The sequence below is a fragment of the Candidatus Accumulibacter vicinus genome, from assembly GCF_000584955.1.
GTDB lineage: Bacteria > Pseudomonadota > Gammaproteobacteria > Burkholderiales > Rhodocyclaceae > Accumulibacter > Accumulibacter vicinus.
Genome location: NZ_JDSS02000024.1, coordinates 39,474 through 60,157, shown reverse-complemented (window position 1 = coordinate 60,157; position 20,684 = coordinate 39,474). Strand labels below are relative to the sequence as shown.

Genomic DNA, 20,684 nt, shown 5'->3' with positions numbered 1-20,684 from the left:
CATCCGATGCGTGCAGCGCTATATTCCGTGGGGCTGGGCCTGGCGCTGATACTGCTCGCCGGTTGCGGTTTCCAGTTGCGGGGCGCTTATTCGCTGCCTTACGAAAGTCTTTTCATTGCCATGCCCGACTATTCGGTCATCGCCGTCAGCCTCAAGCGTGCCATCCGCGCCTCGGGAACGACGCGCGTGGCGCTGACGGCGAGCGACGCACAGGCGACCCTGGTCCCGGGAGCCGAGTCTCGTGACCGGGTGATTCTCTCGGTATCGAGCACGGGCCGTGTCAGCGAACTACGCCTGCGTTACCTCTACACCTATCGGATCACCGACGACAAGGGCCGCGACCTGGTCGCGCCGAGCAGCATCGAACTGGTCCGCGACCTCACCTACGATGACTCCAACGTGCTGGCCAAGCAACAGGAGGAGAAGCTGCTCTGGCGCGACATGGAGAATGACCTGGTGCAGCAGTTGATGCGCCGGCTGGCGGCCAGCAAACCGGTGTTTGCGGCGGCTCCCGAGTAAGGTCGCCGGGCATGCACCTCAAGGGCGATCAACTCGCCGCACATCTCGAACGCGATCTGCAGCCGGTCTATCTGGTCCATGGCGACGAACCTCTGCTGATCATCGAGGCGGCCGATGCCATCCGCGCCGCAGCCCGCCGACGCGGTTTCGACGAACGCGAAGTGCTTACCGCGATCGCCGGTTTCAACTGGAACGACCTCTACCATGCCGCAGGAAACATGTCGCTGTTCGGGGGTCGCACGCTGATCGACCTGCGCGTCCCGACCGGCAAGCCGGGACGCGAGGGCAGTGCGGCCCTGCAGGAGTATTGCGCGCGTCCCTCTCCGGATTCGCTGCTGCTGGTGACCATGAGCGAGGTCGACTGGCGGGACGAGAAATCTGCCTGGATGGGCGCTCTGGCCAGCACCGGGGCGGTGGTCAAGCTGCTCTCGCCAGCACTGGCCGAATTGCCGGCGTGGCTGGCTGGCCGCCTTCGCCGCCAGCAGCAAAGCGCTACCGCAGAGGGCTTGCGGTTCATTGCCGAGCGGGTCGAAGGCAATCTGCTGGCGGCGCATCAGGAAATCCTCAAGCTCGGGGTACTCTACCCGCCCGGCGCCCTGAGCCTGGAGCAGATTCGCGAGGCGGTGCTCAACGTCGCCCGTTACGACCTTGACAGCCTGCGTGAAGCGATGCTCGCCGGCGATGTGGCGCGCCTGACGCGTACCCTCGATGGCCTGCAGCAGGAAGGTGAAGCACCGCTCCTGGTGCTCTGGGCGATGACCGAAGAAGTGCGCCTGCTGGCGCAGATCGGTGCGGGACTCGCGAGAGACCAGCCGCTGGACGCACTGTTGAAGGATGCACGGCTATGGGGCGCGCGCCAGGGATTGATCAAACGCGCGCTGCAGAGGGTCGACGGCGAGCGCGCAGCCGCCGCCCTGGTGCACGCCGCGCGCATCGACCGGATGATCAAGGGCATCGCTGGCGGCGATGTCTGGGACGAGTTCCGACAACTGGGCCTGCGCATCACCGCCGCCTGAGGCACCGCGGTGTCGAGCTTCAACGGCCGTTGTCGCTTTCCAGGTCGACTGACGCGGTGTCCGGTGCCAGATGTTCCCATGCGCAACTGGCAGTTTCCCGGCGCACGTCATTGAGCCCGCAGCTGAACTTGCTCTGCACCAGGCATTCACCCTGACCATCCTCGCCGACCACCACCAGGCGCAACTCGGTATCGACCATCCGCTCACCATCCCAGTAGCTGCAGGTCGCGCAAACTTTCACTTCAGCAGGCAGTATCAGTTTCTTGTTCATGATCGGCGCAGACAAATGGCAATAGGTCTGAGAGTGCATTCCTTTGCAGTGGTTCCGTTGACGCATGCACGCAGACGGTGGCTATAATCGATTCTTCCGCCAAACAGAGAAGTCTCATGGATATCGAGCAGTACATGCAAACCGTCGGCCACCATGCCCGCGCCGCATCGCGGCTGATCGCACGTGCCGACAGCCAGGCCAAGAACATTGCGCTCTACCGCATCGCCACGGCGATCCGGCGCGAGTGCGACACGCTGCTTGCCGCCAATCACGATGACCTGGCTGCAGCGCGTGCCGCCGGCCTCGAACCGGCCCTGCTCGATCGCCTGGCGCTGTCGGCGAAAAGCGTTGCGGCAATGGCTGAGGGAGTCGAACAGGTTGCCGCCTTGCCCGACCCGGTCGGCGAAATCAGTGATTTGAAGTTCCGGCCGAGTGGCATTCAGGTCGGCCGCATGCGCGTGCCGCTGGGAGTGATCGGGATCATCTACGAGGCGCGCCCGAACGTCACCGCCGATGCCGCGGCCCTGTGCCTGAAGTCCGGCAACGCCACGATCCTGCGGGGCGGTTCCGAGGCGATCCGCTGCAACCAGGCGATCGCCGCGCTGGTACAGGAAGGGCTCGCCAGCGCCGGTCTGCCGGCCAATGCCGTACAGGTGATCGAGACCACCGACCGCGCCGCGGTCGGTCACCTGATCAGGATGCGCGAGTTCGTCGACGTGATCGTTCCGCGCGGCGGCAAAGGACTGATCTCGCGCCTGCTGGCCGAGGCCCGCGTGCCGATGATCCAGCATCTCGACGGCAACTGCCATGTGTATCTTGACGATGCCGCCGACCCCGAGAAAGCGCTGCAGATCGTCGAGAACGCCAAGACGCAGCGCTATGGCACCTGCAATACCGCCGAGTCGCTGCTGCTGGCGCGTTCGGTCGTCGCCAGCCTGCTGCCACCGATCGCTGCGATGCTGACGCAGAAGGGAGTCGAGATTCGCGGTTGTCCGGAAACCGTCGACCGCGTCAGGGAAGCACGAGCGGCAAGCGAAGAAGATTACGCCTGCGAGTTTCTGGCGCCGATCATTTCGGTCAAGGTAGTGGCCGGACTCGACGAAGCGATCGAACACATCAATCGCTATGGTTCGCATCACACCGACGCGATCATCACCGAGAATTACACCTCGGCGATGCGCTTTCTACGCGAAGTCGACTCGGCTTCAGTGATGGTAAACGCCTCGACGCGTTTTGCAGACGGCTTCGAGTACGGGCTGGGTGCCGAAATCGGCATCTCGACCGACAAGATTCATGCGCGTGGCCCGGTCGGTCTGGACGGGCTGACCAGTCAAAAATGGATCGTTCTCGGTCACGGCGAGGTGCGCGCCTGATTCTTCAGTCGCTCACGCGACTTGCACATGAACACTGCACTGCGGCAGCGGGCGGGCGCCGCGGTGGGCTTGACCAGACCCGCCGGAGCATGTGACCCAAAGGAGACGTCATGAAACATCTGCTGGTGGCGGCGGTTGCCGCCCTGTTCTTCAACCTCGCGGCGGCTGTGGAAGTTGCCGGCGTCAAATTCGACGACAAGACGCGCGTCGGTTCCGGCGAACTGGTGGTCAATGGCGCTGGCCTGCGCAAGAAGGCCGTCTTCAAGGTCTATGCGATGGCCCTCTATCTGCCGGAGAAAAGCGGCGACGCCGCGGCGGTGCTGGCCGCCAAGGGTGGCAAGCGGATTTCGATCAGTCTGCTGCGCGACCTCTCGGCGCAGCAGTTCGTCGAAGCGCTGCAGGAAGGCGTCGCCAACAACCATTCGGAAGCTGAAATGGCAAGCCTCAAGGATCGCCTGAAACAGTTTTCCGATACCCTGCTGGCTGCGGGAGAGCCCAAGACGGGTACCAGCGTGTTCATCGACTGGCTGCCGGAGACGGGGACACGGCTTACCGTCAATGGTCAGGTCAAGGGCAAAGACCTCGCCGGCGACGATTTTTACAAGGCACTGCTGAAAATCTGGCTCGGCAACAAGCCGGTCCAGGATGACCTGAAGCAGGCGCTGCTCGGCAAGACCTCCTGAAGCCCGTTGCAGGACACTACGATGCGCCCCCGGGTCGATCCAGCCGAACCGGCTTTCCAGGCGATCATCAGTGCTGCGGTGTTCAGCCTCGGCGTGTGCGGCGACGAGCTAGAAATTCATCGCATCGCCTTTCTTCCGCCAACTGGCGAAATTGCCCCTCGGAATCCGCTCGCTGCGGAAGTGGCACGCCAGTTGTGCGCCTACCTGGCGGACGCCGAATACCCTTTCGTCTTGCCCTTGCGCGCTGCGGGTACGCCTTTTCAGCGCCGCGTCTGGCAGCAGATCGCGGCCATTCCGACACACCAGACGCGCAGCTATGGCGAGATCGCACGAACGCTGCGCAGCGCACCGCGGGCGGTCGGTCAGGCCTGTGCTGCCAATCCCTACCCGGTGGTCGTTCCCTGCCACCGGGTATTGGCGACGGGCGGCAGATTGGGCGGCTTTGCTCATCAGAACGACGGTTTTCTGCTCGATGTGAAGCGCTGGCTGCTGGTACATGAAGGCTGCTGAGGCCGATCCTGGCGACCTTGCCGAGATCGATCGCTTCTGCGACACGCTCTGGCTGGAAGACGGTCTGGCCAGAGCCTCGCTCGACAGCTATCGCAGCGACCTGCTGCAACTGACGATCTGGCTGGCGGAGCAGCAACTCGGCAGCCTGTGCAACGTTGACGAAGCGATCCTGATGCGTTTCATCGCGATGCTGTCGCAAACGCTGCGCGCTTCCTCGCAGGCGCGTTACTTGTCGACGCTGCGCCGCTTCTACCGGTACCAGGTGGCGCAGGGCCGGCGCAACAGTGATCCGACGCTGAAGATCGCCATGCCGGTGCAATCCTCGCGGCTGCCCAAAGTGCTCTCCGAAGTCCAGGTCGAGCGCCTGCTCGCTGCCCCCCGGCTCGACACGACGCTCGGACAGCGTGATCGGGCAATGCTCGAAACGCTCTACGCCACCGGCCTGCGCGTCAGCGAACTGGTCGGCCTCAAGGTGCACGAACTTCACCTCGACATGGGCGTACTGCGTGTTTTCGGCAAGGGCAGCAAGGAGCGCCTGGTACCGCTGGGTGAACAGGCGTGCGACTGGCTGCGCTGCTATCTGGGCGACGGCCGACCGGCGCTGCTCGCAGGACGCCAGAGCGACGAGATATTCGTGACCGGGCGCGGCTCGGCGATGACCCGGCAGGCTTTCTGGCAGTTGATCAAGCGCTACGCCCTGCAAGCCGGAATGGATCCTGCCCGCCTGTCACCGCACGTGCTGCGGCACGCCTTTGCCACGCATCTGCTCAATCATGGGGCCGACCTGCGCGTCGTGCAACTGCTGCTGGGCCATTCGGACATCTCGACGACGCAGATTTACACCCATGTCGCCCGCGAACGGCTCAAGATCCTGCACGCCCAACACCATCCGCGCGGCTGATCGGCCGCCTGGCACGGCCCTCTCTTCGGATCGGCGGTTGCGGTCACGCGGGAGACTCCGGGAACAGCCGGACGACCTTGCCGTCCCCGCTGCAGAGAACCGACAATCCCGTTTGATTGTACGGGCACAATCATGCGAGCGTGGTAGCCTGAAGCCGCCAGTTCGGCCATATCTCTTCCATGGTGAGTCGCTGACGCGACTTTTACGTTAACGCAGCCCACTAAAACTGAGCGTCTCGTTCTTGTTCAAGTAGTCCAGAGTCAGTTCCTGGCCAGCAGCAGAAGCCGGAGCATGCGCTGCCGCGTGGGCGGCCGCACTGGCATGGGCTTCAGCCAACTCGCCGAGCACAGGCAACTGCTGCATCGACAGCAATTGACAGTACGCAATGACCAGGGCACCGGCTTGGGCGACTTCCCGAAGGGCTTCGGCCGATAACTGGTTAAGAACGGCTTCGTCAATCTGAAAGAGTCCGCCAACCGGCTGGTCACCAGTTTGGGTCTTGACAGTAATTGGCCAGGCTTTGATCAGCGCGTGTTTTTTCAGTACCGCACAGGCGTTGACGGTGACCTGCCGACTGTTCTCGATCTGGGTCAGAAAATTGAGGACCTCCTGAATCACCGACGAGGGTCCGCCTGCATCATCGAAAAAGGGTTCTCCCTCGCTGCCATCGCCAATGAGTCCTGAATCTTCGTCGATGCACAGCACCTGCTGACCTTCATTCCTGTTGGCAAGACAAAAAGGATAACTACGAATAGCAGCCGGAATATACTTTCCCGCCCAACGACCGTCGGGTGTGACAAACAGATTCCTGCCTGTTGCCACACCCAGAACAGCAACAGGAATGAAGGTCTCATTCTGTTCGACAAAGGCAATGGGCAGGCTCAACAACGCGCGCGGAAATTCACCAGCCGTCAGAGGAACAATCGCCTCGTGGGCAGCGAAAGAATAACCCGCAACGCGCCGCCAGCGCTTGTTGGCGTAGCGGTCGGTGGAAATCGGGTGGAAGTTTGGCATTTGCATCCTTGATGTGAACCGTTTGGGGGGCTTGTAAGACCAACCCTTGTGCTGGAGTTTACCTGAAGTTTAGACTCTCGGGATGGCCACTACCGCTGCCGTTTCCCCGCTGCCCTCCCCGGCGATTTCGACCAGCGCCGTCGGCAACGCCTTGCTCGGCTTGACACCCAATTGTTTGAGCATTTCGGCCTGACGGATGAGGTTGCCACGCCCACCGGTGAGTTTGCCATGCGCCTCGTCATAATCCCTTTGCGCCTGCTTGAGACGGTTGCCAAGCGATTCCAGATCGACGACGAAACCAACCAGCTTGTCGTAAAGCTCCGCACCACGCCTGGCGATCTCCTGCGCGTTGCGGCTTTGCGCTTCCTGCCGCCAGAGGTGCGCAACGGTGCGAACGACAAACAGCAGCGTCGAAGGACTGACCAGCAGCACGTTTTTCTGCCAGGCATCCATGAACAGCTCGCGATCATGCGTGACGGCAAGCATGAAGGCGGGCTCGATGGGAACAAACATCAAGACGAAGTCGAGCGATTTCAGCCCGTAAAGCAGTTGGTAATTCCTGTCCGAGAGGCCTTTGATGTGCGTGCGAACGGAATCGAGGTGGCGTTTGATGGCGGCCTGACGATCGCCCTCGTCCTCGGCTGAAGCGTAGTCTTCGTAGGCCGTCAGCGACGCCTTGGCATCCACCACGAGGTGGCGGTCCTCGGGCAGATGCAAGACGACATCCGGCTGCGCGCGCGAGCCGTCGGCGCGGTGATGGCTCTCCTGGACTTCATATTCTTCCCCCTTGCGCAGGCCGGAGGCTTCGAGGACGCGCTCGAGCACCAGTTCTCCCCAGTTGCCCTGTGCCTTGCCAGAGCCCTTGAGCGCCCGCGTCAGGTTCTTGGCGTCCTGACTCAGCGCGTGATTAAGGTCCATCAGATGCCTGACCTGTTCGGCAAGGGCAGTGCGGTCCTTGCCTTCCTGGACATAAACCTCTTCGACCTTGCCCTGGAACTCCTGCAATTTTGTTTTCAGCGGCTCCAGCAACTGGCCGATGTTGGCCTGGTTCTGCTCGGTAAAGCGTTTCGCCTTTTCTTCAAGGATGTCGTTGGCCAGGCTCTTGAACTGGTTGGCAAGAACTTCCCTGGCCTGCAGGAGCAGGTTGAGCTTTTCTTCGCCCTGACTGCGCTCGACGTCGAGGCGAGTCGTCAGCTCGGCGAGTTCGCTGTCAAGACGATTGGCGCGCAGCTCGGCCGCTGCCCGCTGTGCCTTTTCGCCCTGCAATTCGCTGCGGAGCGAACCGACGGTCGCACGTTCGGCCCTGAGTTCTGCATTGACACGGCCGGAGTCCTCGCGCAGGTTGGCCGCCTGCTGGCGCGTTTCCGCAAGGATCCGTTCGACTTCGGCGAGCTTGTGTTCAAGCACCGGCACGCGCAAGGCACGCTCACTGAGCTGGGCACGCTCGCTGCAGACATCATCGAGGGTATCCCGCAACTCGATGACCTGTACCTTCAACTCTTCGTGCGCTCTGATGAGCTGCAGGCGCTCGGCATCGAGGGCACTTAGCCGTTCTCTGGCTGTGGCAAGTTCGACGGCGCGCTCTGCCTGACCTTGATCGCTGGCGCCGGATGTTCGGTTGCGGGTGACCAGCCAGACCATCAGCACGCCGACGAGCAGGCCGATCATCGCCGCAAACAGGGAAAGACTGTCCATGCAACACTCCTTTCAATGCAATGGCGTGGTCTGCGTTCTCGGGATTTCGCGATAGCTGTGCCGGGGGCTACGCCGACAGTGTAATCTGCTTCCGCTCCCCAGTTTGGCTGAAAAATTCAAGAATCCTCGAATTGTGCCGTGATCATTGATGGTGCATTCCGCACCAGCTTTGCCTCACCGGAGATAGCCTATGTCTGTCAGTTCGATTGGTTCCAGCAGTAGCAATTTGTCGTATAGCCCGGCAGTCAAGGCGCAAGCCGAAGCCGTCCAGGCTCAACAGGCAGGGCGCGATGTCGGGAACGATGGGGACGCGGACGATGGCGGCGCTGCCGTCAAAGAGCCGGCTCCAACGGTCAATCTCAACGGCCAAACCGTCGGGACCCGCATCAACACCTCTGCTTGAGTAGTCGTACCCCTGCGGCCCGGAGGTTCCAAGGAACATCTGGACCGCAGTCCTGAAGCATGGACCCCGGCTCGCCGGGGTCCTCCATTCTGCTGAAACGACTACATGGCCGGATACTTTGAGGGGTCGGACATTCTTTCAAGGACCTTGGCAAGTTCGGGGAGTGGGATACCCTCATCGTAAATGCCGGCGCTGACCTGGATTCCAGTAGCGAACGAAACATCTGCAGTCATGGCATAGGAGATCTTGCGAGACAGACGTCCGGCACCGGGTTTCGGCCAGCTGTACTCTACCCAGCCACCACGCGGTTCGTTGCCGGCCTTGCAAAGTTCCTTGAAGATGTACTTGCCGGCGTTGTCGGTAATCTGGAGGATCGGCTTGCCGACCAGGTCAGGGCGCATGGGATGTGCGATCATCCTGTCCTTGCGGCAATCGTAGACGAACACGTAGCTGTCCTTCCAAACCCATTTGCCGTCCTTCTGGTTGAAATCGGCATAGGCTGACGAGCCCTTGTCGTGCAGGAACCTGGCGGCTGCGCGCACCTTGCTGACCGTTTCTTCGGCATTTGCCACATCGGCTTCGGTCGGTGCGGCGGCATGGGCAGCACCATAGGCCAGCAGCAGCGCCATCAATCCAACTGTTTTTGCAAACTTCATCACACGCTTCTCCTTCTGTTCAGAATATGGAACGTTCCCCCTGGTGGTCACTCGATCAGGCCCGGATGCCGGGTCCACAAGCCTCAATTGATCCAGGGCCTGCCGACCGGAAGAACGTCACGGCCAAACAGATCGGCATAGATGATGTGCGCCATGATGTACCACGCCATCGCTGCGGTCACCATCAGTTCATAGCCGGCCACCACGGTCAGGTCGGGATAGCCGAAGTGCGCCAGGTCGAGCAGAATGAAGCCGATCAGCAACAGGGTGAAGGTCAGTGCCAGCGCGCTGCTGACGCGCATCGAACCAATCCACAGGATCACCGTGAATAGTGTCCAGGCAACCAGGAACCAGCCGACGTCGGTCTTGCTGGAGGTATAAATGTTGTAGTGGTTGCCGATCAGGAGCAGCACCAGCGCGATCCAGAAGCAGCCATAGCCCGTGAAGGCGCAATAGCCGAAGTTGTTGCCGGTCTTCATCTCCTGCAGCCCGGCGATCATCTGCGCCAGCCCCCCAAAAATCAGACCCAGCCAGACGACCGGACCCAATCCCATCCATCCCACGTTATGAAACTGCAACACCATGGTCGTCAGACCGAAACCAGCCAGACCTACTACAGCCGGATTACCCAGCTTTTGCTCAGCCATGCACTACCCCCTTCATATTCATCGAGAATGCGGCCTGGGAAAGCCCCGACCGCCCGTTTAACTGGCTTTCCAGACCACATCGGATGCTGCCGGTCGTGGTTCTGGAAACCGGCGCGATTCTACAGGCATGCCCCCGGTAATGGCAAATCGGCCGGGCGGCAAACGCGTCGCAGCGTTCGGCGTGTGCTAGAATCGCCCCCCGCTTCAGCTCCTTTCCGCGATGTCCGCAACCTCCGTCCTCAACCCCCCGCAACGCGAAGCCATCCGCTACCTCGACGGTCCACTGCTGGTTCTGGCCGGAGCCGGATCGGGAAAGACGCGCGTGATCACCGAAAAGATCGTCTACCTGATCGAATCCTGCGGCTTCAGCCCGGACAACATCGCCGCGATCACCTTCACCAACAAGGCCGCGCGGGAAATGCAGGAACGGGTCAGCAAGCGGCTCGCCGGCAAGCCGTCGCGGGGGCTGACGATTTCCACCTTTCATGCACTCGGGGTGCGCATCCTGCGCGAAGAGGCAGGCGTTCTCGGCTACAAGCCGAGTTTTTCGATCCTCGATGCGACCGACTGCTTCGGCATCGTTTCGGAGCTTGCCGGCAGCACCGACAAGCTGGCCATCCGCAAGCTGCAGTCGCTGATTTCGAACTGGAAAAGCGCGCTGGTCTCACCCGACCAGGCGCGCAAGCAGGCCCGCAACGAGAGCGAAATTCTCGCCGCGAACGCTTTCGCAAGCTATTCGGCAACCCTGCAGGCATACCAGGCGGTCGATTTCGACGACCTGATCGCGCTCCCCGTGGCGCTCTTCGAGAACCATCCGGCAGTGCGCGACAAGTGGCAGAACCGCCTGCGTTATCTGCTGATCGATGAATATCAGGATACCAACGCCAGCCAGTACCAATTGCTCAGGCTGTTGGCTGGAGCACGCGCCGCGTTTACGGCGGTCGGCGACGACGATCAGGCGATCTATGGCTGGCGTGGTGCCGACATCGCCAATCTGCGGGGGCTCCCGCGCGACTACCCGAATCTCAAGCTGATCAAGCTCGAACAGAACTACCGCTCGACGGTACGCATCCTCAAGGTGGCCAACGCCCTGATCTCGCACAATGAAAAACTGTTCGACAAGAAACTGTGGTCGGAACTGGGCCACGGCGATCCGATCACCGTCAACGTCTGCCAGGACAAGGAAAAGGAGGCCGAGTCGGTGGTCATGAAGCTGCAGGCGCACCGCTTTCAGCATCAGGGCGCATTCCGCGATTATGCGATCCTCTACCGTGGCAATTTCCAGGCCCGTGCCGTCGAGAAATTCCTGCGCCAGCAGCGCGTCCCCTACCTGTTGTCTGGCGGTCAGTCCTTTTTCGAAAAGGCCGAGATCAAGGACATCACTTCCTATCTGCGCCTGCTCGCCAACCACGACGACGATCCGGCCTTCCTCCGCGCCGTCAGCACACCCCGGCGTGGCGTCGGCAGCAGCACCCTGCAGGCGCTCGGCGGCTACGCTGGCGAACGCCGGATTTCACTCTTTGCTGCCGCTCGCGAACAAGGTTTCGTGCCGCGCGTTCAGGCACGCCAGCTGGCGCCCCTGCTCGAGTTCTGCGAATTCATCGAGCGCCTGCAGGCACGTGCCGGGTGCGAGCCGGCGGGACAGGTGATCACCGCGCTGCTCACCGCAATTGCTTACGAAGCGTGCTTGTACGACCAGGATGATGCGCGCACGGCACAGATCAAATGGGGCAATGTCCAGGAATTCTGCGACTGGTTGAGCAGGAAGGGCGACGAAGACCGGAAAACGCTGCTGGACCTCGCCCAGACCATCGCACTGATCAATCGGCTCGACGAGCAGGACGCCGACGTCGATGCCGTTCGGCTGTCGACCCTGCACGCTGCCAAGGGCCTGGAGTTCAAGCACGTTTTCCTGATCGGTATCGAGGAAGGCATTCTGCCGCACCGCGATGCCGAGGCCGAAAACCGCACCGAGGAAGAGCGCCGCCTGATGTACGTAGGGATCACGCGCGCCCAGCGATCACTGCACCTGAGCTATGCCGAGAAGCGCCAGCAGGGTCGGGAAGTGATTCCCTGTCAGGCATCGCGATTCATCGCCGAAATGGGCAGCGAGGACCTGCGCTTCTCGGGTGGCAGGAGCGAAACCGCACCGGACAGGATGGCCAACGCCGAACGCTTTTCAGCGCTCAAGGCGATGCTGAACAAGGGAAAATAGTTTGGCTGTCGTGCGCCGGTTTGCCGGCGCACGACCTGACTTACCTGGAGAGACCGAGCAGGTGCTCGACCGCCGCCTTGACCTCGGCGTCGCTCAGATCGGGATTACCGCCCCTGGCCGGCATCGCATTCTTGCCGTTGATGGCACTCGTGACCATCGCCGCCGTACCGGCGCCCATCCGTGCAGCCCAGGCCGCCTTGTCGCCCGCTTTCGGTGCGCCGGCTGCGCCGCTGGCGTGGCAGGCCATGCACACCGAGTTATAGACGGTGGCGCCGTCGCGCGGCTTGCCGTCACTCTTCACCGCAGTGGCTTTCGCCAATTCCAGCTTCGCCACCGGCTGAATACGGCCTTCCGGCTCATCACCGGCGCCCGCCGTGACGCGGCCTTTGCCGATCATGGAAAGCGGCCAGATGATGACGATCAGAACAACGGCAACGATGAGGGTAATGATCAGAATCGCCCGTGAAGAGTCTTGTTGCTGAGCCATGCCAAATCCTTAATGATCCGAGGGTCGAATGGCCATTGTACCGCTGTTTGACGCCACCCAAAAGTACCGGAGAGTACTTGGGAGGCTGTGATCGTTCTTTCACTCCGGCATCTGCGACACCGTCATCAACGTATTCAAGCGTGCCAGTGCATCCGTAACGATGCGCCCCTGCGCCGCGATGCTCTCGATGATCTCGCCCGGCGTGCGCTCGTCCACGACCGTCACGGCATTCGGGTTGACCGCTTTCAGATCGAACACCGCTGCGTCGATGGCGGCAGACTCGGCTTCCAGATCGCGGGCCGCTTTTTCCTGTTCGCGGATGTCCGCCTCCAGCGTCTCGATCTTTTTTTCATCGGCCTTGCCCTTCTTCAGGCGCTTGAGGTCTTCCTTCCGATCGACCACGGCTTCCTTGATTTCGGCGGCCTTGTCCAGCAGCGGCTGCATGGCCTCGCGCGCCTGGGCGCGGCGGACGGCAAAGTCCACCGTCCACGAATAGCGGCTGTCGCCGCTGGGCGTATCGCGTTGGGCCAGTTGCCGGGCATAGCTGGGAAAAGGCTTGCCAGAGTTCTCCGCGTCGGCTTGCGAATCAGCCTGCAAATCGGCGGTGAGGATGGCGGGCAAGGCGTCATCGCCGAGCGCCTCGCCGTCCTTGCCGAAGCCGAAGTGCGCCAGCGTCAGCGGCGTTTTCTTGCCCACCTTGACCCACGACAAATCGTAATACCAGATGCGTTCGGTCTTTTTGCCCTTGGTGAAGAACAGCAGATTGGTCTTCACGCCCGCGCCCGCCGTGGAGAACACACCGCCCGGCAGGCTGACGATGGCCCACAGATCACACTCGTCGGTGAGCTTGCGCTTGGTCTCGACGAAAGCGCTTTCGTTGGTACGGAACAGCAAGCCCTCATCGAGCACGATGGCGCAGGTACCGCCCGGCGCGAGTTCAGCCAGAATGTCCTGAACGAACAGCACCTGCGTGGCGCCGGTCTCGAAGGCGAAATTCTTCTGCGCGTCCTTGCCCTCCTTGCCGCCGAAGGGCGGATTGGTCAGGATCACGTCGAACTGGGCGGGCGCGTGCTGGAACAACGCGGCGTAGGTGGCCCGGCGCGTCAGCGAATTGCCGTGCCACAGGTTCGGCTGGTCGATGCCATGCAGCACCAGATTGGCCAGCGCAATGGGGAACACCAGATTTTCCTTCTCGCGCCCGAAGAAGGTGTCGTGTTTGAGCCTTTCAATATCCGTGCTGGCCGCCGCATTGCCCAGCTTGCGCACCATGTGCTCGTAGGCCACGGCGAGAAAGCCGCCGGTGCCGCAGCACGGGTCATAAACCGTCCTACCCAGCGACGGGTTCACGGTATGCACCATGGCGCGGATCACTTCGCGCGGGGTGAAGAACTGGCCGCCGTCGGAGTTCTTTTCGCCCATCTTCAGCAGCAGGTCTTCATACACCTGCGACAGCGTGAAGAAATGCGTGTCGTCGATGTGATCGATGCTGATCTCATGCACGCGATCGAGGATGTCGCGCAGGTTGGCCTCGTCATCCACGCGCACGCGCTCCACCGCCGTCATGATGCGGCCGATGATGCGCTGCTTCGGTGTCGCCACTGGATTCGGCAGATTCGTGCGCGGGTCCACATCCAGTGCGTGCAGGTGCGGCAACAATGTCTTGTTGATGAAGTCGAACAGCCGACCGTCACCGGCGGCAAAGAGCTCCTGGCGCTTCCAGCCCTGCGCTTTGCCGTCCGAAGCTTGCGGATGATCGGCCTTATCCGACCACGGCGCGGCCCAGTCTTGCCAGCGGTAGGGCGCTTGCAGCGCGGGAGAGAACTCCGCGCCCAGCACCGCGGCCTGCTCCGCCTCGCGCGCTTCCTGCGCGTCGAGGATGCGCAGGAACAGAATCCACGTCAGTTCCGGCACGTATTGCAAGGCGCTGGCGCAGTTGGAGCGGCGCATCACGTCGCAGATGCTCTTGACGAAGGCCGAGAGCGACTGCGTGGAAGCAATGGCCTTGGGTGGTTTTTCGGATGTCTGCAGGCGGGCCATGTTCAGTCAGTGTCCCCGGTCAATGTTGGTGTGTTTTGCAGATAAAACTCATGCAGCTTTGCCCGCAACAAGGCTTTGTCGGGCAGTTGGGTCTGGTATTCAGCGATCAGCGCGGGCAAAGTGCTCCGGCTCAGGGCGTACTCGACCACCTCGTCATCCTTGCTTGCGCACAGCAGCACGCCGATGGCGGGGTTCTCGTGCGGCTTCTTCACGTCCCGATCCAGGGCTTCCAGATAGAAGTTCAGCTTGCCCAGATATTCCGGTTCGAAGCGTCCGACTTTCAGCTCGATGGCCACCAGGCTGTTCAAGCCGCGATGGAAAAACAGCAAGTCCAGCGCGAAGTCGCGCCCACCGACCTGTACCGGATACTCGCTGCCGACAAAGCAGAAATCACGCCCCAGCTCGATCAAAAAGTCCTTGAGCCGCGAGAGCAGGCCGCGATGCAGATCGGCTTCGGCATGACCTTGGGGAAGATCGAGAAATTCAATCAGATAACTGTCTTTGAAAACGCTGATTGCCTCCGGATGCGTCTGTGACAGCACAGCGGACGCTTTAGCTGGTGTCAGCACCGTGCGCTCGAACAGCGCCGCCTTGAATTGGCGCTCCAGTTGCCGCTTGCTCCACTTTTCCTGAGCGACCAGACGCAGATAAAACCCCCGTTCCTCCGCTTGTTTGCTCTGGCTCAGGATGATGAGGTGATGCGTCCAGGGAATTTGTCTCACCAGCGGTGCGACAAATTCGTCGGCGGCGTAGGCCTCGTAAAACTGCCGCATCCGGAACAGGTTGGCGCGAGTAAAGCCGCGCAGACCGGGTTGCGTTTGGGCCAGATAGCGGGCCAGTTGATCCACCACGCCGTCGCCCCATTCCGAGGCGGCGATCTTGCGGCTGATGTGCTCACCGATCTGCCAATACAACTCGATCAGCGTGGTATTGACCGCCTGCACGGCGCGTTGCCGGGCGCTGGCGATCAGTTGCGCGATGGTGGCGAAGTCGGTGGAATCGACCGTTTGGGGATCGGTGGTCATGGCCTGGCCTCCACGTGGTTGAAGGTCTGTGCGAGGAGACGCTGCGGCAGGTATTCGATCTCGGCCAGTTGCGTGGCGGCGGCTTGGGCGATGGCGTCGGCTTCGGCGAGTTGGGGTTTTAGACGGCTGACGATGCGGCGTTGGTCGGTAATGCCAGGCGCGCACAGGTGGAATGCTTCCAACGTCGGCATATAGATGGTCTTGTGGGTCGCGCCGGTGGCGAGGTCGCGCAATTCCGTGCGCGACCGGATAAGCGCATGCATCAGAAACTCAGGCTCCAGTCCATCGCCACACACCCAGTTGGCGAAGTCCTGGCTGGTTGCCATCGGCGCAGCCATGAGGGTGACAAAGCCCACGGAGGCTGTCCGCGAGAAACACACCGTGCCACACGGCAGGATGCGCGCTGAAGAGTTGGCGATACCCAGGTCGTTGGTGCGAAGCTGGGTGCTTTGCACCCACTGACCATCGAGAGCGCGAATTTCGGTCAGCGAAATCCATGATACGTCGCCGCCCCACCATTCCGGGCGTTGTCGGCTGGGCGTGTGACCACTTTCCAAGCGTGCAATGTCGGTCAGCTTGCGCCATCGCCAGCCATCTGGCGCGTCCTCGAAGTGCGGCGGAACGGCGACAGGAACCACATGGCAAAATGCCTCGCGGTAAACCGCTGCGCGCAAGACGTCCGCCTCTTGTACCTGCGCCTGCGCCGCCTGCCGCGCGATTTCCACTTCGGCCAGTTGGGCTTTCAGGCGGGCGGCGATTTGGCGTTGTTCGGAAAGCGGAGGAAACGGTAAAACGATTTCTTCCAGATCGCCTCGCGATAGGCCGGGAACAGTTGCGCCAACCGCTCTTTCCTGAAAATACGACAATTGCGCTTGAAGGAAAGCTGCAAGATAGTTCGAGTCAAGTCGCGTGGAGTCGCTGCGGACAGCCATGATCTGGCGGCCGATGGCGGCTTTTGTATCCGGCGCAAAGTTAACCTTTCCTACACCCGCGCCCTTTACCGTAACCAACACATCGCCTGGCTCACAGATTGCCTTTGGCGTTTCCGTCCATCTCGAAATCGCCGGTTTATCTAATCCAAAATCTGATGGCCCTGTCAGATAGCCGATGCCCTTTCCCGATGTGTTGTGCTGGCCATCGAGCAGGTGTTGACCGGATACAACTTGAGCGACTTCGCGCAGTTCGACCTCGCTCATACCCCAAACAACCTCATCTTCGCGTCCCGCATCACCTGCACCGGCTTGCCCAGCGCGCGCAGCGCCTCCAGCCCGCCGGCCCGCGCGATTTCCGGCACGGCCCACAGTTCCTGCTTTTCCAGGGCATCGGTGCCGCCCTGCGCGAACTGCGTGCCCAGGCCCTTGAGCACGATGGCGGATTGGGCGTCCATGCCCGCGAACCACGCGGCGTTAGCGCTCACGTATTCCGCGCCGCGCTCGGGCCTTTTCAGCGCGCGGGCGTTGTAGCCATATTTTCCGAACACATCGAACAAATCGAACTCGTCCATCTGCTCGGCATCGCGCACCAAATCCGGAACGTAGTGATCGCCCAGCAGGTGGTCGATCAACTGGCGGCGCTTTTTCGCTTCGATCCACAGCGCGCGGAAGTCGTCGAGGTTGTGCGCCTCGGCGAGTACACGGGCGATGACCTCGCGCCGATAGTCGTCCACCGGGATTGGCGTAGCGACGCCGCCACGGTTGGCAAGAATGAAGCGGCCCTGCGCGTTGACGATGACATCGTATGGTGCGCGGATCTCGGCGACGTGCGACCCCTCGCCATCGCCCGCGTCACCACCGCCGCCACCGTCACCGCCATCACTTCTGCCACCGCCGCCAGGGCGCGGCGGCTGGGTGATGAAATCCACTCCGAACAGGTCGGTGACACCGGTGTAGTCGTAGAGCCAGAACTTGTATTTCTGCGTTTCTTCGTGGATGCGCGTACCGCGCCCGACCATCTGGTAGAACTTGATCGCCGATTGCAGGTAGCGGAAGAACACCACGGCGTTCAGGCGCTCGATGTCCACGCCGGCTTCCAGCAAATCCACGGTGCAGGCGATGAAGGCTCGCTCGCCTGAGCCGCGCATGACTTCGATCTTGTCCGCGCCACCGCTGGCGGTGCATTTGAAGGCGTAGTCGTCCTTGCGCGGCTGGCCTTTTTGCTTGCACCACTGGGCGTAGAGCTTGTTCATCTGCATCGCCACGCGGTCGGCATGCAGGTCGCGGGTGCAGAAGATGATGACTTTCTGTTCTGGCCCGCCGTTTTCGCACAAGAGCCTGAACAGGTCTTCGCACATTTTCGGCGTGCGCAGATCGATGAACAGTTCGTCGTCAAAGTCCTTGCTGGTGTATTCCTTCCGGGTGAGGTCTTCCTCGGCGAGCGGCTTGCCGGTCTTGATGTCCCTGACGCCCGCTTTGAGGATTTCCTCGCGGGTGAAGATGCGTGCATCGATGTCGGCCTTGCGCTTGACGATTTCGCAGGCGGCCAGGTAACCGTCTTCTTGCGCCTGCGCCAACGTGTATTCGTACACGGGTTCCCCGAAATACTCGACGTTGTGCGCGGTGATCGCGTCGTCCGCGGCGATGGCAGCCTCGATGTCCTTCGATTTCTTTTCGTTCTTCGGGACTTTGAGCTTGCGCGGCGTGGCGGTCAGGCCGATGTGGATGGCATTGGGGTTGCGCGTCAGCGCCTGTGACCACTTGCCCCATGCCGAGCGGTGGCATTCGTCGATGATGATGACGCTGAAGGAATCCTCGCCGTAGTGATCGGTGAGGAAGCTGCCGTCGCCGTTTTCGTCGATGCCCAGCGTCTGGTAGGTGGCGATGTGGATGCGCGCATTGGCGGCGGCATTGTTGACACCACCGTGGCCGCGCTCGCCACGTCGTTCGGTTTCTACGATGCGGGCATTGCCGCCGAAGGCGGCCTTGAGCCTGGTGTAGGCCTGCTCGCGCAGTTCGTCGCGGTCGCACAGGAACAGCACGGGCTTGGGCAATAGACCCGCTTGCGCCATGCGCCATAGCAGGTTGGTGGCGATGATGGTCTTGCCCGCGCCGGTAGCGAGCGTGAGCAGCACGCGTGTCCCATGCCCAGATGGCGGTCCCGCCTGTCGTGCCAGGATGATCTTCTCGAAGGCGGCACGGATGGCCGCGTCCTGGTAATAGCGCGTGGCCGACCACGCCGGGCTGTCGGCCTGGAACAACAGCGCGGCATCGATTGATGCTAGATCGACGCCCTTGTCCTTGGCGTAACGCGCGCACAAGTCGGGATGTGACGGGAAATCTTCCAGCGGATGCGGGCCGGTCTGGATGCCGCTGGGCTTGTCGAAATCACCGTAGAGGTGGCCATTGCTAGCGAAAACGTACGGTACGTCAAAGCGCGTGCAGTCCGCATAGCCCTTGGCCTGCTCCATGCCCTTGAGCGGGTCGGCGTCTGACCGCTTGGCTTCCAGCACGGCGACCGGCAGCGGTTTGGGCATATCGCCCACCTGCACGCACAGCAAGTAGTCGGTTCGCCCTCCTCGCTTGCTGCGGCAACCCTTCGGTCCGGTCGGCTCCACTGGGGCAGGGGTTTCCAAGCGAATGCGCTGCGGGTCGTCGTAACCCTTGCGGCGCAACACCGGATCAATGAGGTGAAAGCGGGTTTCTTCTTCGTTGAATGCCACTGTCGCCCCCTTCAGTCCTGATCCTTGTGTTCGTCGGCGCCGCCTGCACGCACCCACGCATCGACTTCCGATACCTTGAACTTCCACAACCGCCCGACGCGGTGTGCGGGCAGGGCCTTGCGGTCGATCCAGCGGTAGATTGAATCGCGCGTGACACCCAGATGCGCGGCCATCTGGTCCACGGACACCCACGGTTCAACAGTCATGGCAGCGCTCCAGTAGCAGGGGTTCGGGTAGCATAAAGTCGGTTTAAATCGTAAAAAGTGTAATTTATCAGCTTGGCCGGTCGCAGGCGAGCACCTGATCCGTGGGGGTGAGAATGAAAGTGTTGGTCGAAGCGCCTTGTTCGACCGAGATGCGTTGACATCGGTGATCACCCCTCCCTCTTGCGGGTGAGCCTGTCGGTCCCTCCCAACACTGTCATTCACACCTCTTACACCTGCAATCTGCCGGCATAGCCGGTCATTTCGAGATAGCCGCGACCGCTGAGGCTGCCTTCGACCTTGACCAGGCCCTCCCAATACACTACTGGCGCCGGCCGGCTGGTGGACAGTTCCTGATCGTCGAGCACCGGCAGCGTCCGCAGCGTGTGCTCGCCGCAGCGGATTTCCAGCTGCACCGGATAACGGGCGCCGCTGCGCGGTGACAACCAGCGGCGTAGCGGTGTGAAGCTGACGGCGTCCGACCCGAACTGGCGCAGGTGGCCGGCGGCGTTCCGCCAGGTGGCATGCGCGAACCGCGTCTGTCCCTGTGCATCGCGCATGCGGAAGGCCATCAGCGCGCCCCCGTCGGCGAGGTTGATTCCCAGCCAGTCCCAGCCGACTGCGCCATCACCGAGATAGGCGGTCGACCATTCGTGATCGAACCAGGCACGCCCGCTGACTTCCTGCCGCCGACCGTCCTGCACCAGTTCCCCGGCGACCTGCAACTGCGGCCAGCTCACGTAGTAGCTGGCCGACTCCAGCCCGTGGCCCTTGCGTGAATAACCGTTCTCGCCCTGCAGCAGCAGCGGCTGCGACGGCGTGAGGGTCAGGTCGTACGAGAACTGCGGGCTCTGCATCTGCAGTCGGAACACTTCGCCCGCGCTGCGCTGCTGCCGAAGCATGCGCCAGGCGCCGATCGAGACCTCGCAATCGAGACTCGAAAAGCCGGCGCCGAGATTGGCGCGCGCGGCGCGTTCGGCGTGCCACAGCCGCTCGCCGGGGATGGTCAGCGCCGCGTGCGCGAAGAGAATCTGGCGCGCGGCCAGCGGCGAGCGCAGTGTTTCGGCGCGGCCTGTCCGGCTGCGAAAGAAAGTAAGCTGAAAACCGGTGTCTGGCCTGGGCGAATCCAGCGCGCCGGTCACGTACCACCATTCGGTCCGGAAATCCGGATGCGCGCCGTGGTCACGCGGAAATTCGAGCCGGCGTCCGGGCGTCACCGGCGGGTAGGCGACCGGTGTTTCCACGACCGCGGCGCGCGCCAGCAGCGGCAGCAGCAAGGGGGTGGCCAGGAAGTTGCGGCGGCGCATCGGCGGTGCTTACTGGGCGCCGGCCAGGACCTGCGCCACCGGCAGCCGCGTCGCCTGACGCGCTGCA

The 20,684-nt window shown here is 62.1% G+C and carries 20 protein-coding genes; 8 read left to right on the top strand and 12 right to left on the bottom strand.

Annotated features, from left to right (window positions below; all coding sequences use genetic code 11):
- The first annotated feature begins 6 nt into the window (after positions 1–6).
- Both lptE and holA read left to right on the top strand, forming a co-directional pair.
- A complete protein-coding gene (gene lptE, locus CAPSK01_RS10835) occupies positions 7–519 on the top strand; it encodes an LPS assembly lipoprotein LptE (protein ID WP_034926230.1) in 513 nt (170 codons plus the stop codon).
- An 11-nt stretch (positions 520–530) separates the two neighbouring features.
- Positions 531–1,535, top strand: a complete 1,005-nt coding sequence (gene holA / locus CAPSK01_RS10830) for a DNA polymerase III subunit delta (RefSeq protein ID WP_034926228.1) — start codon at positions 531–533, stop codon at positions 1,533–1,535.
- A 19-nt stretch (positions 1,536–1,554) separates the two neighbouring features.
- On the opposite strand, the gene CAPSK01_RS10825 is transcribed toward holA, so the two are convergent.
- A complete protein-coding gene (locus CAPSK01_RS10825) occupies positions 1,555–1,806 on the bottom strand; it encodes a hypothetical protein (RefSeq protein ID WP_034926692.1) in 252 nt (83 codons plus the stop codon).
- A 116-nt stretch (positions 1,807–1,922) separates the two neighbouring features.
- Between CAPSK01_RS10825 and CAPSK01_RS10820 the strand changes: the two genes are divergently transcribed.
- The 4 genes from CAPSK01_RS10820 to xerD all read left to right on the top strand — a co-directional run bounded on the left by CAPSK01_RS10820 (position 1,923) and on the right by xerD (position 5,273).
- Positions 1,923–3,179 (top strand): glutamate-5-semialdehyde dehydrogenase, encoded by a 1,257-nt coding sequence (locus tag CAPSK01_RS10820; protein ID WP_034926227.1) that lies wholly within the window; start codon positions 1,923–1,925, stop codon positions 3,177–3,179.
- Positions 3,180–3,289: 110 nt separating this feature from the next.
- Positions 3,290–3,862 carry a chalcone isomerase family protein gene (locus CAPSK01_RS10815; RefSeq protein WP_034926225.1) on the top strand — a complete coding sequence of 191 codons (573 nt, stop codon included), beginning with the start codon at positions 3,290–3,292 and terminating at the stop codon, positions 3,860–3,862.
- Positions 3,863–3,883: 21 nt separating this feature from the next.
- Positions 3,884–4,372 (top strand): methylated-DNA--[protein]-cysteine S-methyltransferase, encoded by a 489-nt coding sequence (locus CAPSK01_RS10810; protein WP_034926224.1) that lies wholly within the window; start codon positions 3,884–3,886, stop codon positions 4,370–4,372.
- Positions 4,359–5,273, top strand: a complete 915-nt coding sequence (gene xerD / locus CAPSK01_RS10805) for a site-specific tyrosine recombinase XerD (RefSeq protein ID WP_034926222.1) — start codon at positions 4,359–4,361, stop codon at positions 5,271–5,273. Before CAPSK01_RS10810 ends, xerD begins: the two co-directional genes overlap by 14 nt.
- Before the next feature lie 207 nt (positions 5,274–5,480).
- On the opposite strand, the gene CAPSK01_RS10800 is transcribed toward xerD, so the two are convergent.
- Together CAPSK01_RS10800 and rmuC are read right to left on the bottom strand one after the other, a co-directional pair.
- Complete coding sequence (locus CAPSK01_RS10800) at positions 5,481–6,287, bottom strand: SapC family protein (RefSeq protein WP_273703500.1); 807 nt, start codon at positions 6,285–6,287, stop codon at positions 5,481–5,483.
- 69 nt (positions 6,288–6,356) lie between these two features.
- Positions 6,357–7,982 (bottom strand): DNA recombination protein RmuC, encoded by a 1,626-nt coding sequence (gene rmuC, locus CAPSK01_RS10795; RefSeq protein ID WP_034926221.1) that lies wholly within the window; start codon positions 7,980–7,982, stop codon positions 6,357–6,359.
- A gap of 190 nt (positions 7,983–8,172) precedes the next feature.
- On the opposite strand from rmuC, the gene CAPSK01_RS10790 reads away from it, so the two are divergent.
- Entirely contained in the window at positions 8,173–8,385 is a 213-nt protein-coding gene (locus tag CAPSK01_RS10790; protein ID WP_034926219.1) for a hypothetical protein, read from the top strand.
- A gap of 101 nt (positions 8,386–8,486) precedes the next feature.
- On the opposite strand, the gene CAPSK01_RS10785 is transcribed toward CAPSK01_RS10790, so the two are convergent.
- Positions 8,487–9,041 carry a cache domain-containing protein gene (locus tag CAPSK01_RS10785; protein ID WP_034926218.1) on the bottom strand — a complete coding sequence of 185 codons (555 nt, stop codon included), beginning with the start codon at positions 9,039–9,041 and terminating at the stop codon, positions 8,487–8,489.
- Between the two features lie 83 nt (positions 9,042–9,124).
- Complete coding sequence (locus CAPSK01_RS10780) at positions 9,125–9,688, bottom strand: GPR1/FUN34/YaaH family transporter (protein ID WP_034926216.1); 564 nt, start codon at positions 9,686–9,688, stop codon at positions 9,125–9,127.
- Between the two features lie 220 nt (positions 9,689–9,908).
- Here CAPSK01_RS10780 and CAPSK01_RS10775 point away from each other — a divergent pair, with 220 nt between their 5' ends.
- Entirely contained in the window at positions 9,909–11,903 is a 1,995-nt protein-coding gene (locus tag CAPSK01_RS10775) for a UvrD-helicase domain-containing protein (RefSeq protein ID WP_034926214.1), read from the top strand.
- Positions 11,904–11,943: 40 nt separating this feature from the next.
- Here the strand turns inward: CAPSK01_RS10775 and CAPSK01_RS10770 are convergent, their stop codons facing one another.
- The 7 genes from CAPSK01_RS10770 to CAPSK01_RS10740 form a co-directional block, all read right to left on the bottom strand.
- Positions 11,944–12,390 (bottom strand): c-type cytochrome, encoded by a 447-nt coding sequence (locus tag CAPSK01_RS10770; protein WP_034926213.1) that lies wholly within the window; start codon positions 12,388–12,390, stop codon positions 11,944–11,946.
- Positions 12,391–12,489: 99 nt separating this feature from the next.
- On the bottom strand, positions 12,490–14,427 hold the full coding sequence (locus CAPSK01_RS10765; protein ID WP_034926211.1) for an N-6 DNA methylase: 1,938 nt from the start codon (positions 14,425–14,427) through the stop codon (positions 12,490–12,492).
- 2 nt (positions 14,428–14,429) lie between these two features.
- The gene (locus CAPSK01_RS10760; protein WP_034926209.1) at positions 14,430–15,452 is read right to left on the bottom strand and encodes a PDDEXK nuclease domain-containing protein; all 1,023 of its coding nucleotides are present in this window, start codon (positions 15,450–15,452) and stop codon (positions 14,430–14,432) included.
- A complete protein-coding gene (locus CAPSK01_RS10755; RefSeq protein WP_034926207.1) occupies positions 15,449–16,648 on the bottom strand; it encodes a restriction endonuclease subunit S in 1,200 nt (399 codons plus the stop codon). Before CAPSK01_RS10755 ends, CAPSK01_RS10760 begins: the two co-directional genes overlap by 4 nt.
- Positions 16,645–19,107, bottom strand: a complete 2,463-nt coding sequence (locus CAPSK01_RS10750; RefSeq protein WP_034926205.1) for a DEAD/DEAH box helicase family protein — start codon at positions 19,105–19,107, stop codon at positions 16,645–16,647. Before CAPSK01_RS10750 ends, CAPSK01_RS10755 begins: the two co-directional genes overlap by 4 nt.
- 11 nt (positions 19,108–19,118) lie before the next feature.
- Positions 19,119–19,313: a helix-turn-helix domain-containing protein gene (locus CAPSK01_RS10745; RefSeq protein ID WP_034926203.1), complete on the bottom strand. Its 195-nt coding sequence runs from the start codon at positions 19,311–19,313 to the stop codon at positions 19,119–19,121.
- 227 nt (positions 19,314–19,540) lie between these two features.
- Positions 19,541–20,617 carry a carotenoid 1,2-hydratase gene (locus tag CAPSK01_RS10740; protein ID WP_034926200.1) on the bottom strand — a complete coding sequence of 359 codons (1,077 nt, stop codon included), beginning with the start codon at positions 20,615–20,617 and terminating at the stop codon, positions 19,541–19,543.
- Positions 20,618–20,684 lie beyond the last annotated feature (67 nt).